Raw genomic sequence first — 13,668 nt, forward strand, 5'->3', positions numbered from 1 at the left:
GTTTCTTCCTCTGGATAGCAAAGCAGCTTCACCCACACGACAGCTTCGACTCGTTCCCACGATGCTCATTGTCATTGCGCACACCTAGACTTACCAGTTCCTCTTTCTCATGATAACAATATTACGAAATATCGATTATGCGCTGCGTAAATGAGTACCACTTTAGTTCTGTTTTGAACTGCAATCGCAAGCGCGCCATGGCGAACATTGGATTGGGCAGTTCACCTCACTTATCAGCGCGGAAAGTAGGCTTCAGGCCCGCCAGCTCCGCCGTGGCCATCTTACCGGCTTGAACCACTTTCGGGACCATTTTCTCGATCGTCTCGTTCGTTAGCCTCGTAGACGGGCCTGATATTCCGATCGAAGCAATGGTGTTGCCGATGGGGTCGAAAATCGGCGCGGCGATGCCGTAGACTTCCTCACGAAATTCCCCGCAATTGATTGCGTACCCATTGGCCACGATGGATTCCATCTCTTTGTCGAGACGCTTGGACGACGTGATGGTTGCACTGGTGTACCGTTGCAACTTTGCGCAGACACTCGACCGCAAGGACCGGTAGTTGTAGGCAAGGAGTATCTTGCCCGTCGCGACGCAATGAAGTGGCGAGTTCCCACCTTTTTGGGTGTAAGCCCTGACCGGGCGATCCGACTCCAATTTGTCGACATACAGGACCTGGAGTCCATCCAGCACCGACAGGTGGACCGACTCGTTGCATGAGTCGGCCAGGAAGCGCATGGCCGGAGACGTGACACAGGGCAAATCGGTTTGCGTGAGAACCGTATAGCCAAGCTTCCAGAGCTTCATCGTGCAGCGATAGTTGCGATCAGCTTCCTGCTGAATGAAACCGAATTTTTTGAGCGTCACGAGAATTCGGTGGGTGTTCGACTTTGTAAGCTCAGCTTCAGACGCAATCGCGGTCAGGCCCTTTGGCGCGGGCGATGACGCGAGGTTTTCGAGGATCAACAATCCCTTGGAGAGCGTGGCAGACAACTCGATCTTTCTTCTCGGTAGGGTCGACAGGATGGCCGACAAAAACAATTTGCATTAGCACCGGCCTTGTGTCAACATTCGAACCAAGCGTTCTATATCTCGGAACAAGCTCGAGAGAGGGTTTATAAGATGTCGAATCTCCGGAGGTCTTTCTGAACGGTGTCGCGAGCCTTCTAAATGAAGGGTCAATGTTCCAAGGGAAGAGCTTCGATGAAAAAATATTCGTTCCTGCCACTGGTCCTGGGCAGCATATGTGGCTCGACGCCCCTCCCCCCTCGCAATCAGCAATAGCGACATCCCATAAGAAATCAGTATGAACAGTGCGATTCTCGACCTTTTATTTCGACGGCTGGCAAGCGCATTGCTGACACTGGTAATTGTCTCTTTCGCAATATTTTTTGCGACTTCGCTTTTGCCAGGGGATGTAACAGAGATTCTTTTAGGTCAAGCAGCCACCCCGGAAGCAGTCGCTGGCCTGCGCGACGCAATGCATCTCAATGACCCGGCGATCATCCAGTTTTTGAAGTGGCTGGGCGGGCTCCTGACCGGCGATCTTGGAAGATCCTATTCCAATAATATGCCAGTTGCCGACCTCATTGGGCGGCGCCTGGTAAACACCCTCGAACTCGGTCTTGTCACAGCCATAGTATCTGTGCCGTTATCTCTGGCGCTTGGTATTGCCGCCGCAATAAACCAAGGCACCGTTTATGACCGAGTGGTATCCACTCTTACCGTTGGATTCATCTCGGTACCTGAGTTCCTCATAGCGACAGCCGCTCAACTGATATTCGCCGTGTATCTAAAATGGCTTCCGGCCCTCTCGCTCGCGGCAGATATCAATTCAATAGGCGATCTGCTTCGTATCTATACGATGCCGGTGATCACCCTGATTTTAGTCAATTCGGCGCAGATGATCCGCATGACACGCGCGGCCGTGATCGAAACCCTCCACACCCCCTACGTTGAAATGGCACTGCTGAAGGGTGCATCGCGGGGCCGGATGGTATTCAGGCACGCCGTTCCCAATACTCTCGGGCCGATCTTCAACGCGATTGCACTTTCCCTGTCTTACCTGCTTGGTGGCGTGATAATTGTCGAATCCATTTTCAACTATCCCGGCATAGCAAAGCTTATGGTTGATGCTGTGGCGACGCGCGATCTGCCACTCATACAATCGTGCGCCATGATCTTTTGCATTGGATATCTCGTGCTCGTTACGGTCGCAGATATCGTAGCAATTCTCTCAAACCCGAGACTGCGATGATGAAGGCAACAGATGCAATCCCCGTGGCAAGCCGTAGGTCACGTTACAAATTCAACAGGGTGGCTATCGCCTGTTTTGCTGTCATCATAGCTTGGACACTCGTGGCGATCTTTGCCCCCCTGGTGGTCCGTTATCCGATCGGAAAGATTGTCGACTACAACTATTTCGGCCCCATCAGTTGGAATTTTTGGATGGGCACTGACTATCTCGGACGGGACATGTTTTCCCGCATAATAATGGGCGCGCGCTTTACGGTCGGCATCTCTCTTATTGCCGTACTCATCGCCTGCTTCAACGGAGTTGTGGTGGGTATGATGGCCGCGGTGGTTGGCGGTTGGTTTGACACGATAGTGAGTCGTGTGATGGACGCGTTGATTTCCATTCCCAGCAAACTCTTCGGCCTGGTCGTGGTTGCCGGTGCGGGATCATCCCTCCCGGTATTGGTCTTGACGTTGGCGGTGATTTACACCCCGGGTTCTTATCGCTTTGCCAGAGCGTTTGCAGTCAACATCAATACCATGGATTATATTACGGTTGCACGCGCTCGAGGCGAGCGTCTAGGATACATAATTCGATCCGAAATTCTCCCGAACATTTTGGCTCCCATTCTCGCCGATTTTGGCTTGAGGTTCGTATATATAGTGCTCCTCCTGTCCGGATTGTCGTTTCTTGGCGTTGGCGTGCAGCCGCCAAACGCGGACTGGGGCGCCTTGGTCCGGGAGAATCTTGATGGCCTCTCCTTTGGAGCGCCAGCAGTTATGTTTCCCTCCCTCGCGATCGCTACCCTTACGATCAGCGTCAATCTGCTTATTGACAATCTTCCGCAGAAAATCCGTGACCGGAGCGAGTAATGCAGGAGCTTGTCAAAGTTAGAGAACTGAAGGTCGACGCCAAGACGGATTCCGGACGGCTAGTCGAAATCATCCGCAATGTGTCCTTCGACATCTTTGCGGGTGAGGTTGTTGCCCTGATCGGTGAAAGCGGATCGGGAAAGACCACGATCGCCCTGACGTTGATGGGCTATGCACGCCCAGGCTGCCGGATCAGTGGCGGCCAGGTGATGTTCGATGATCGCGACTTGGTGATATTACCGGAGCGCGAAAGGGCACGACTCAGGGGTAATGAAATTGCTTACATTCCACAAAGTGCTGCCGCGGCTTTTAACCCCGCCAAAAAGATAATTGACCAGGTGACGGAAGTCGGCGCCATTCACAAGACGATTTCAATGGATCAGGCGCGCATCAAAGCCGTTGCGCTTTTCCGTGCGTTGGCGTTGCCAGATCCCAAGACGATCGGAGACCGCTATCCACATCAGGTCTCCGGAGGCCAGTTGCAACGGCTTGCTGCGGCAATGGCTCTCATGAGCGATCCGAAGTTGCTGATCTTTGATGAGCCGACCACAGCCCTGGATGTCACAACGCAGATAGAGGTCTTGCGTGCCTTTAAAGCCGTATTAGCCGAGCGAAACATAGCGGGCGTATATGTTTCGCACGATCTTGCGGTTGTCGCTCAGATCGCTGATCGCATCATTGTTCTCAAGAATGGCGAAATCCAGGAAGTTGGAAAAACCGAACAGATCATCAAAGAGCCTGTACATTCCTATACGAGAGACCTTATCAGCGCCGTTGAACCTGCATCCTTACGACGAGACGGTGATACAACCCAAAGTGACTCCACCATTTTGGAGGTTCGCAATTTGGTAGCTGGCTATGGCGCCAAGACGGATGATGGATTGCCGCAAGTCGTCGCCGTAAAGTCCGTTGACATCAATATACCAAAGGGCCGCAATCTCGGCGTTGTGGGCGAGTCCGGATCTGGCAAATCCACCCTGGCTCGCGCAGTCGCCGGCATTTTGCCAGCGTCATCTGGAACTATCATCTTCGATGGCAGCGAGCTTGCTCTTGACGTTCGTCAACGCAGCCGGGAGGCCCTGCGCCAACTCCAGATCGTTTTCCAATACGCCGACACGTCTCTTAATCCGGCCAGATCGATCGAGGATATTCTAGCGCGACCGCTCCAGTTTTATCACCGCATGAATGGGCAATCTTGCGCCAAACGGATCGATCAGCTTCTCGACATGGTGCAACTCCCTCGTACCGTAAAATTTCGTTTACCGAGTGAACTTTCCGGGGGACAAAAGCAGAGAGTCAATTTGGCACGCGCACTTGCAGCGGAACCGAAGCTGATACTATGCGACGAAGTCACATCGGCTTTGGACACGGTTGTTGCTGCGGCGATTATTGATTTGCTGAAAGAGCTACAACGCGAATTGGAACTCTCCTATCTCTTCATTAGCCATGACCTGTCGACGGTGCGCGCAATTTGCGATGACGTCGCCATCATGCTGTCGGGTGAGAAAATAGAGCAGACTCCGCCTGAAAAGATCGGCTGTCCGGACGCTCATCCCTATTCACAACTCCTGTTCGCCTCTGTTCCGAAGTTGGATACCGGCTGGCTCGATGCTCTCGTACAAGATCCCAAACTGACGGAAGCATTCGCACGACGCAAAGGCGACTGATGCCGAAGGCGCAAACCCATCGTCGCTCACCTCTTATTCGACACCTTAGTTTGATGGACGGATCGAAATGGGCAGTCTCAAGATGATCGAAAAAGGCAACCCTGCCGAGGACACCCGATTGTTCCGGAGATGTCTGGGGTTCTTTGGAACTGGTGTGGCTGTCATCACAACTCGGCACCACGGAAAGAACGCGGGCGCCACCGTCAATTCAGTCGCCTCAGTGTCGCTCGAACCTCCCCTCGTCCTCTGGTCTATCAGCCGGACCTCACGAAGCTTCGACATTTTCCAGAACGCCGAAGGATTCGTCATCAACATATTGGCGAAAAATCAGGTGGATCTGTCCCGGCACTTCGCCAGCCCGGCCCCGGACAAATTCGCACAGATAGCGACGACGCCAGGCTGGAATGATATTCCAACGATCGATGGCGCACTTGCCCATATCGAATGCCAATCTGAAAATTCCTACGATGGTGGGGATCACGTCATCAAAGTGGGGCGCGCTTTGAATGTTTGTACATTCGAAGGCGATCCGTTGATGTTTGTTCAGGGTCGTTACGCGGTTGCCGTCGACCATCCCGGCATGAGGGTGCGTCCGGAAGTTCCGAAGCACACCGAAGACCGCTGGGAACCAGTTCCGAACAGCATGATTTCATTGATAACTAGGGTCAACCGTCTGCTCTTACAGAAGTTTGAGGAGCAGCGAGCAGCTGAGGGTGTGCACCAATCGGTTACACGCGCCATGGACGCACTGGGTGAAACACCCAACATCACAGTGTCTGCCCTCGCTAAGAAGACGTTTCAGGGCATCCGGGACACCGAAGACGCCCTGACTGAAATGAAGTCGATGGGCCTCGCCGTGCAAGAAGGCGACAGGTTTAGTTTAACCCAGGCTGGCTATGACAGTCGCGAAGCGATCCGGCGCAGGTGGCTTCAATTTGAGGCAGAAGAATTATCCGATCTTTCACAGAAGCAAATCGCCGATACGATTAACGTTCTTAGTCAACTTTGGGCCAGTAGGTAACCATTGAGGTTGAAATGGTTGATCAGAAAGTGCCTTCAGCCCATGCCTCGAATGTAGTCGAGGACGGCGAGAGTGTAACTGCCAAGGATTTCTGGGCCTTGCTCGGCCAGCGAGCGATCGGCAGCACGATCGTCACTGTCGATGGCGCCGAGGGACCTGCTGGTTTCCTCGGACTGTCCGCTTCCCATGTCACCTCCACCCCACCAACGATGGTGGTATCGATCGATGGGAAAACCTCTGCCAGCGCGGAAATTCGGAGGCAGCAACGTTTCGCCATAAATTATTTGCCGGCAACTTCACAGAACCTCGCCAATGTGTTCTCCGGAAAGGCCGGTATCAGCGGCAGCAGTCGGTTTTCAGACGGCGATTGGACTTCTTTGAAGACAGGCTGCCCAATCTATCGCGACGCTCTGGGGGCTGCAGACTGCCAAGTAGAAAAAATATTCGACTGGCATGGTGTTGCGATCGTGTTGGGTCGAGTCGTCGCGACGATGATTAAAGAAGATGGCCTACCACTCATCCATTTCCGCGGGCGTACAATTGCCTTCAACAGTCGAGATAGTGATTTAAGACTAGGCACAGCCTGAAATCCACACGTGCTGTCCGGCCAAGGTATCGACAAAAAATTGGATGCGGTCGAAATGCTGAGTTGCCTCCGGGATTCTATCAAGAGGCACAACGATCGTCGGGGCGGCAGAGATGTCTCAGCTTCTTGCTTGGTCATGGATCGTTCCAGTCTCATCGCGACGCGTATCGAGCTAGGCTAACTCGGCCCAGACCGAAACGATCTCACGTTGCCTTCACTTCAAGTCATGGCCCGAACCTTGCCTGGATACAGCTGCGTCACAGCCTTGCGATAGGATCGCATGAATGTCGCAACGTCTTCGACCCATAAGCGTCGCGTTCGCGCTACGGCTTGGTAGTTCTTGACGCTCCAAGCTCTCAATTTCGGCATTTGATTGCGTAGTGGTGTTGCCAAACCAGCACGTGAACACGCCCAGCTCCGAAGGTTGACAGTGTCGGAGTGGTGACCTAATATATAGAACATCGTTCCATATGTTGGAACGAGACTGGGTTACTGAACGATGGCCAGCGGAAAAACATGGTAGAGTTGGCATCCTTTTCGCCAGCGGAGAGTTCGGCGGTCGAGTGCCGCCAAGTGGCGGCCGGTCCGTTCGGTAGGATGCTACTGGCGGATATAAACTCCGATGTTCCTGAGATAGAGCGCCGCCTGGGTGGAGATGGCCCCCGTAGCCCGCCGTTCATCAAAAATCTCGGCGACACTTTGCATCGCGGGATGAGGCAACCGATCAGAGCGCTTGATCTAGTTGCGTCAGGTGAACGCAACAACCTCTGAAGAGTTAGCAGCACATGTGGGCCCTGCTGGTAAAGATAGCCATTCAAGAAAACGGTTTTCGAAGCCGGGGCTGAAAAGTGAAGTGAATGTACCTTCATGCTCCAGGCTGAAGACCATGATACAAAATCCAGGAGATCTACATGTCAATCGACGTCATCGGCCATCTAAACATAAACAATTCATCAGAGTCGCAGCCGGCGAAAGGTGCGGACTTTGACATAAGTCATCTCGAGGCCGCGGCCAAGGCACTTGATGAAGCAGGGTTCGATAGGGCGCTTATTCATTTCACTTCGGTCTGGTCGGAAAGCATGATGGTCGCACAACATGCGGCGTCAGTGACAAAGCGCCTTGCATTCATGGTTGCGCATAGGCCCGGTTTCACGGCTCCGACTATCGCCGCAAGGCAATTTGCAACATTGGATCAGTTAACCGGCGGTCGCGCTGCGGTACATATCATCACTGGCGGCAATGACGCTGAACTCCGTCAGGATGGCAGCCATATCGGCAAGGATGAGCGTTACGCTCGTGCCGATGAATACCTCGATATAATGAAAAAAGAATGGACTTCCGACAAACCCTTCGATTATCGCGGCAATTATTATCACGTGGAACAAGCTTTCTCTAAGATTAAATGTATCAACACTCCGCATATTCCCGTTTACTTCGGCGGCGCCTCGGATGCAGCCATAGAAGTTGCGGGCAAGCATGCCGATGTCTACGCCCTTTGGGGTGAAACCTATGCGCAGGCTCGTGAGACGGTTGCGAGAGTTAAGGCAGCAGCTGCAAAACATGGACGCCAAATCCGGTTCAGTTTGTCCATGCGTCCGATATTGGCGGCCACTGAGGAGTCGGCCTGGAAAAAGGCGCAAGATATCCTCGAGCAGACGAAGCAATTGTCCGAGAAGACGGGGCCAGTATTCAAACCCCAGGAGAACACCGGCGCGCATCGCCTGCTTGAAGCGGCCGCCCAGGGGCCGAGGGTGGACAAGCGGTTGTGGACCGAACTCGCGAAGTTAACGGGAGCATGGCAGGGGAATTCCACATCGCTTGTCGGCACCGCCGAACAGGTCGTCGATGCGATGCTGGACTACTACGACATGGGCATTACGACGTTCCTCATACGGGGCTTCGATCCGATCGAGGATACGAAATTGTACGGTCGGGAACTATTGCCGCTCCTGCGGGAGATGACCCAGAAACGAAGCGCTGGGGAGCCGCCTAGGAGTGAGAAGAGCCAAGCTGGGTCTAGGTTCTGAACCAGGATCGCACGTTTGGAATACGATGCATTTCTATTGTGGTTACAACATAACAGGGGAAGAATGAGATGAACAACGGCAGTAGGTTGCGAGACCCGCAATACAACGAGATGGTGGAACAGGCGATCGCTCAAGGAGCGACGAGACGTGACCTCTTGCGCTTGATGATGCTCGGTGGTGCCGCCGCCGCGATGGGAACGGGTATTTTCAGCCAGGCAACCCGCGCTTTTGCGGAAACTCCGGTGCGCGGCGGATCACTGAAGGCCGCCGCTGCAGTCACGTCCACCGCAGAAACACTGGATCCGGCAAAGTCAGGCATGGTCACTGATTTCGTCCGGTGCTGTGCGCTCTACAATCGACTGACGATCCTGGGAAGCGACGGTCGCCCGAAAATGGAGTTGGCCGAGAGTGTCGAGACCAAAGACGCCAAGGTATGGACGGTAAAGTTGCGGAAAGGTGTAACCTTTCACGACGGTCGGTCGCTGACATCCGCTGACGTCGTCTTCACGCTCAAGAGACACCTTGACCCTGCCGTCGGGTCGAAAGTCAACTCCATCGCCAAGCAGATCGCGGACGTTAAGCCAATTGATGCGCAGACCGTAGAGATTACCCTCGATAGCGCGAACGCCGACATTCCGACAATCCTGGCGCTCAATCATTTCCAGATCGTCGCGGTTGGGACGACGGACTTCTCGAAAGGCAACGGAACTGGCCCATTTAAACTCGAGAGTTTTGAGCCGGGTGTTCGGTCTCTTATGACAAGAAACCCGAACTATTGGAAACCCAATCTGCCCTATCTCGACTCCTTCGATTTTTTTGCAATCAGCGACGACACCGCTCGCGTCAACGCGGTTTTGTCAGGTGACGTGCAATATGCCGGCATTATCAACCCAAAATCGCTTCCGCTATTCCAAAACCAGTCAAGCGTCAGAGCGGCAACCTCGTCGTCCGGTTCCTACACGAATCTCGTCAGCCGCTTGGACATGGATCCTGGCGACAAAGCCGGTTTTGTGGCTGGTCTAAAATATCTGATGAATCGCGAACTCATTCAAAAAGCCGTCTTTAAAGGCACATCAGAGATCGCGAACGATCAGCCAATAGACAAATCAAGCATATATTATAATTCTGAAGTTAAACCAAAGCCTTTCGATCCTGACAAGGCCAAGTTCCAGTTTAAAAAGGCCGGGTTGTTAGGTACTCCGATCCAGATGATTGCCTCTGAAACAGCTTATAACTCTATAGATATCGCTGCAATACTTCAACAGTCCGCTGATGAGATTGGAATGAAGTTGGATGTGAAGCGAGTACCTTCGGATGGATACTGGTCCAATCACTGGCTCAAGGATCCCGTCCATTTCGGTCATTGGCTTCCACGACCCACGCCCGATATTATTTTCTCCATCGCCTATGCATCCAATGCAGCCTGGAATGAAAGCCGCTACAAGTCGGAGAAGTTTGACAAGATGTTGCTTGAGGCGCGGGGCATGTTGGATGAGGCCAAGCGGAAATCAATCTACGGCGACATGCAAATGATGGTGTCCGAAGATGCGGGCACAATCATACCGGCGTTCAAGACGACGACTGATGCAATGTCGTCTAAGCTCCACGGATTTGAATCCAGTCCGCTGGGTCCGATGATGGGCGGCGCGTTTGCCGAATATGTCTGGCTGGAAGCCTAACAGAGATGGCTCGGTTTGTCTGAACAGCTTCGCTTGTTCGACACGGGAGCCATCTAAGCTTGCATTCTTGTGAGGCGCTTTAGAGCCTGATCCAAAACTCAAGATTGGGCGGTGGACTCGGTTGAGTGGCTCCGTCCGTTGTGTTTTGCCTGAGATGTCTAGACTTAAGCATGATCACAACATGGGTTGGACGGAGACCACCCGGCTGCAGTATTGCCGCGGGGCAGCGAGATGCAAATGCAATGACGGACCGGGAATGGGCGTTGATCGCCGTTCATGCCTGGAGCGAAGGCGTCGGGACGACCACGCACGACCGAGCTTCGGGCGGTTGTGGACGTTCTCCTTTATATTGCGCCTGGACAGGCTGCCAGTGGCGGGCATTGCCGGACCGCTTTCCGCCGGTTTCGACGGTTCAACGCTATTGCTATGCCTGGCGGGACAGTGGCCTTTGGAAGACCATCAACTTCCACCTGGTGGCTACGGCACGCCTGGCGCTTGGTCGCGAGGCGAGCCCGAGCGCCGGCATTATCGACAGTCAAGTAGCAAAGACCACGGACGTTGCCGGTTTGCGTGGCTACGATGGCGGCAAGAAAATCAACGGCCGCAAGCGCCATAACATTACCGACACCGAGGGGCACCTTGTCGGGCTGAAGGTGCACGCGGCCGACATCCAGGACAGGGATGGGGCAGTTGGCGTCACCGCCTCCATTCGACAGCTTTACCCTGGCTGCGCCATCTATTCGCCGACGGCGGCTATGCCGGAGAAAAACTGACGCAGGCCCTGGCCGACCTGGACACGTGGACCATCGAAATCATCAAGCGCTCCGACATGGCAGGGCTTTGAGGTTCTGCCGCAACGATGGGTCGTCGAGCGAACTTTCGCCTGGCTCGGACGTTGTCGCCGGCTCGCCAAGGACTTCGAGGCGACTATCGCAAGCGCCGAGGCATGGATATTCGTCGCCTCCATCCGCCTCATGCTCCGCCGCCGCGCAGCTCCACCTCGCACTTAACCGTTTCGAGTCAGGCTCTAAGGGATTGGGTTTGGGTTCGATCAGAGCCGGGTTGTCCTCACTTCGCACTTCATTCTGGCTGCACATGCATCCCAGATTGTGCTTGCTCGACGAGCCAGGCCTTCAGCTTTACCGCAGACTCCGAGAGACGTTTCTTACTATTCCAGGCGAGGCAAAAGCCAACCGGATCCCGCATGGACAACTCCGTCAGCCGAACGAGCCTGCCCTCTTCAATCAACGGGCGCACCAGCGAATCCCAACCGAGAGCCACACCCTGATTGGCTTCCGCAGCCGTAAGGAGCACCGCATATTTGCCAAACCGCTTTCCGCGCAGGCCTTCGCTGGGCACCGAGGCGGCCTGGAGGAAATCCTGCCATAAAGGCCAATCCGGATTGGTCCAGTCCATGTGAAGGAGCGGCAAGCGCGAAAGTTCCGATGGGTGTATGCCCTGGTGCTCAATAGCAAAGCCTACCCCGCACACCGGATAGATCGAATCCTCGAAGAGCGGTTCGGCATTCTCGTTCGGCCACGCGCCGGTCGCTGAGCGGACGAACAGATCAACCTCTGCATTACGAAAATCGCGGGTCTGTTCTGAGATCAGATAATTGACCGATATGGTTGGATGCCTAGTCCAGAAATCTACCATTCTGGGCATAAGCCAAAATGTCGCAAAAGCATCGGTGCAGGCAAACGTGACGCTCTCTTCCCGTTGTCCTGACTTGGCCGCCCAAATCGCTTCGGAACATCGTGAAAAAGCGGCAGCGATCTCGGAAAAAAGGTCCTGCCCAGTCGGCGTGAGGTTTACACCAGTTGTTCCGCGAGTGAACAGCTTGACGCCGAGTTCGTCTTCCAATGCCTTGATTTGGCGGCTGATCGCCCCCGTTGTCACGTTCAACTCGTCCGCCGCTTGCTTAAAGCTCGCATGTCGGGCCGTAGCCTCAAAAACGGCCAAAGTGTTCAGGGGTGGTAGCCCATAATATTTTCGAACGATCTTCTCCTCCCCGGAGTTCGAGAAGCATGGGTTGCGACTTGCTAGCCCACGATGAGACCCGGCTGTCGGCAGTGTCAAGAGCGGGCGTTGGAGAGATGCGCATGGGGCGCCGATAGAGAATTACGCAACAAACAGGAACTACGCATGCTGAAATTCTGCTTGCAGGGATTGCGGAGGCGCCGCTTAGACGCCCCGCCGCTCTGCTCGCATTCCTGCAAGAAATTTGTAGACGTGAAAGATTCCCCGTGACATGAATTCCTTTCATGTCTGGCCTGCGAAGTAAAATCCCTTCTCCGCAATCTCTCTTCGCGTTCCTTGCCGCCGCGAAGACTCGAAATTTTGGGAGGGCGGCCGAAGATCTCAACGTCACCCAATCAAGCATATCGCATTCGATACGGAAGCTTGAGCGCCATCTCGGCACTCAATTGTTCATCCGTGCGAACCGCGGCGTGAGTATGACACCGGATGGACAGTTGCTTTTCAGAGCGGTCAGCGGCGGCTTCGCTCAAATCGAGGACACTATCGATGCAATAGGCAAACGTGAGCTGGGCTTCGTCTCAGTTGCCGCGTCGACGTCAATGGCAACCTATTGGCTCATGCCTCAATTACGAGACTTTCACAAAATGCATCCTGGCATAAAGCTCAAGATCCTGACAATTGACAAAGATGTTGAGCCCGACGACGCCATCGATCTCACCATTCGCTTGTTGCCACTAACGACAGATCGCAAGAACGCTTGGCTGATGGCCAAGGAGACCGTTTTCCCGGTTTGCTCTCGCGCCTACCTAGCAGAGTCCCCACCGCTGAATGACGTCTCAGATCTCTTAAATCACAAGTTGCTATCTTACGAGGATCCAAACCGCCGGAGAATAAACTGGCCAGAATTCTATGCTGCCCTGCAGATGACTTCAAAGTCTATTGAGCCCACCGTCGTGTTCAATGACTATCAGCTGGTGTTGCAAGCCGCAATGGCAGGGGAAGGTATCGCCATTGGATGGTCTATGACGAACATATTCCTGCTCGAACAGGGCCAGCTTTGCCGCCCCCTGCCGGTCGAAGTGACCACCCAGAACGGGTTCTATGTGCTGGCACAGCCGGGGAAAATGCTTCGGAAGCACGTGAGAACTCTTGTGGACTGGCTTCTAAAGCAATCACAGGCGCTGAGATAGAACAGGTGCAACTATGTATAATCGTTCAGGCTCAATGGCATCGATCCAACGCATTGCGACAACTGATCCCGAGATTCCGTAAAGCACACATTACCCAGATGTCAGTCGCTGCAGCTTCCTTCATATCTACTCTCGAAACTGGCAACGGGTCCGCTGCTTGCACCGCGGCGATGCATAGTCCGTATCGACTGTAAACCGGTCCTTCAACACCAATCATACCGGCAATCCAGCGAGTTATAGTCAACCACCCGCGCGATCTGACATTGTTCAGGGAGGCGGGAAAGATGCCGCGTTAATCGAACCTTAGAAGGGCAGTTGGCGGCGCGCATCAATTTAGTGATCCATCGCCTTGACGATTTCCTCGGTCATCTTCTTGGCGTCGCCGAGCAGCATCATGGTGCCGTCCTTATAG

At 54.0% G+C, this 13,668-nt stretch carries 12 protein-coding genes; 10 read left to right on the forward strand and 2 right to left on the reverse strand.

All coding sequences use genetic code 11. The annotated features are described in order from the left end of the window. Window positions 1-226 precede the first annotated feature (226 nt). Window positions 227-991 (reverse strand): IclR family transcriptional regulator, encoded by a 765-nt coding sequence (locus LB553_RS29385; protein ID WP_224518455.1) that lies wholly within the window; start codon window positions 989-991, stop codon window positions 227-229. Window positions 992-1,304: 313 nt separating this feature from the next. On the opposite strand from LB553_RS29385, the gene LB553_RS29390 reads away from it, so the two are divergent. The 9 genes from LB553_RS29390 (at window position 1,305) to LB553_RS29430 (ending at window position 11,096) form a co-directional block, all read left to right on the forward strand. Beyond that, window positions 1,305-2,255, forward strand: coding sequence for an ABC transporter permease (locus LB553_RS29390; RefSeq protein ID WP_224518456.1), 951 nt, complete (start codon window positions 1,305-1,307; stop codon window positions 2,253-2,255). After that, window positions 2,252-3,106, forward strand: coding sequence for an ABC transporter permease (locus tag LB553_RS29395; RefSeq protein WP_224518457.1), 855 nt, complete (start codon window positions 2,252-2,254; stop codon window positions 3,104-3,106). Before LB553_RS29390 ends, LB553_RS29395 begins: the two co-directional genes overlap by 4 nt. Further along, window positions 3,106-4,773 carry an ABC transporter ATP-binding protein gene (locus LB553_RS29400; RefSeq protein ID WP_224518458.1) on the forward strand — a complete coding sequence of 556 codons (1,668 nt, stop codon included), beginning with the start codon at window positions 3,106-3,108 and terminating at the stop codon, window positions 4,771-4,773. The genes LB553_RS29395 and LB553_RS29400 overlap by 1 nt, the downstream gene beginning before the upstream one ends. A gap of 67 nt (window positions 4,774-4,840) precedes the next feature. Beyond that, entirely contained in the window at window positions 4,841-5,794 is a 954-nt protein-coding gene (locus tag LB553_RS29405) for a flavin reductase family protein (protein WP_224518459.1), read from the forward strand. A 14-nt stretch (window positions 5,795-5,808) separates the two neighbouring features. Further along, window positions 5,809-6,381 carry a flavin reductase family protein gene (locus LB553_RS29410; RefSeq protein ID WP_224518460.1) on the forward strand — a complete coding sequence of 191 codons (573 nt, stop codon included), beginning with the start codon at window positions 5,809-5,811 and terminating at the stop codon, window positions 6,379-6,381. A 910-nt stretch (window positions 6,382-7,291) separates the two neighbouring features. Next, complete coding sequence (locus LB553_RS29415; protein ID WP_224518461.1) at window positions 7,292-8,407, forward strand: LLM class flavin-dependent oxidoreductase; 1,116 nt, start codon at window positions 7,292-7,294, stop codon at window positions 8,405-8,407. A gap of 68 nt (window positions 8,408-8,475) precedes the next feature. Continuing rightward, window positions 8,476-10,086, forward strand: coding sequence for an ABC transporter substrate-binding protein (locus LB553_RS29420; RefSeq protein WP_224518462.1), 1,611 nt, complete (start codon window positions 8,476-8,478; stop codon window positions 10,084-10,086). Between the two features lie 242 nt (window positions 10,087-10,328). Next, window positions 10,329-10,859 carry a transposase gene (locus tag LB553_RS29425; RefSeq protein ID WP_224518463.1) on the forward strand — a complete coding sequence of 177 codons (531 nt, stop codon included), beginning with the start codon at window positions 10,329-10,331 and terminating at the stop codon, window positions 10,857-10,859. 75 nt (window positions 10,860-10,934) lie between these two features. Then, window positions 10,935-11,096, forward strand: coding sequence for a transposase (locus tag LB553_RS29430; RefSeq protein ID WP_224518467.1), 162 nt, complete (start codon window positions 10,935-10,937; stop codon window positions 11,094-11,096). A gap of 70 nt (window positions 11,097-11,166) precedes the next feature. On the opposite strand, the gene LB553_RS29435 is transcribed toward LB553_RS29430, so the two are convergent. Then, a complete protein-coding gene (locus LB553_RS29435; RefSeq protein ID WP_224518464.1) occupies window positions 11,167-12,048 on the reverse strand; it encodes a LysR substrate-binding domain-containing protein in 882 nt (293 codons plus the stop codon). A 302-nt stretch (window positions 12,049-12,350) separates the two neighbouring features. On the opposite strand from LB553_RS29435, the gene LB553_RS29440 reads away from it, so the two are divergent. Continuing rightward, window positions 12,351-13,256 carry a LysR substrate-binding domain-containing protein gene (locus LB553_RS29440; RefSeq protein ID WP_224518465.1) on the forward strand — a complete coding sequence of 302 codons (906 nt, stop codon included), beginning with the start codon at window positions 12,351-12,353 and terminating at the stop codon, window positions 13,254-13,256. Window positions 13,257-13,668: the final 412 nt, after the last annotated feature.

The sequence above is a fragment of the Mesorhizobium sp. CA8 genome (assembly GCF_020164955.1).
Taxonomy (GTDB): domain Bacteria; phylum Pseudomonadota; class Alphaproteobacteria; order Rhizobiales; family Rhizobiaceae; genus Mesorhizobium.

Excerpts from the sequence above, each read along its gene's own strand:
- LB553_RS29405 (WP_224518459.1), top strand. The coding sequence starts at position 4,841 with ATGGGCAGTCTCAAGATGATCGAAAAAGGCAACCCTGCCGAGGACACC.
- LB553_RS29425 (WP_224518463.1), top strand. The coding sequence starts at position 10,329 with ATGACGGACCGGGAATGGGCGTTGATCGCCGTTCATGCCTGGAGCGAA.
- LB553_RS29395 (WP_224518457.1), top strand. The coding sequence starts at position 2,252 with ATGATGAAGGCAACAGATGCAATCCCCGTGGCAAGCCGTAGGTCACGT.
- LB553_RS29440 (WP_224518465.1), top strand. The coding sequence starts at position 12,351 with ATGTCTGGCCTGCGAAGTAAAATCCCTTCTCCGCAATCTCTCTTCGCG.
- LB553_RS29390 (WP_224518456.1), top strand. The coding sequence starts at position 1,305 with ATGAACAGTGCGATTCTCGACCTTTTATTTCGACGGCTGGCAAGCGCA.
- LB553_RS29420 (WP_224518462.1), top strand. The coding sequence starts at position 8,476 with ATGAACAACGGCAGTAGGTTGCGAGACCCGCAATACAACGAGATGGTG.
- LB553_RS29410 (WP_224518460.1), top strand. The coding sequence starts at position 5,809 with ATGGTTGATCAGAAAGTGCCTTCAGCCCATGCCTCGAATGTAGTCGAG.
- LB553_RS29400 (WP_224518458.1), top strand. The coding sequence starts at position 3,106 with ATGCAGGAGCTTGTCAAAGTTAGAGAACTGAAGGTCGACGCCAAGACG.
- LB553_RS29415 (WP_224518461.1), top strand. The coding sequence starts at position 7,292 with ATGTCAATCGACGTCATCGGCCATCTAAACATAAACAATTCATCAGAG.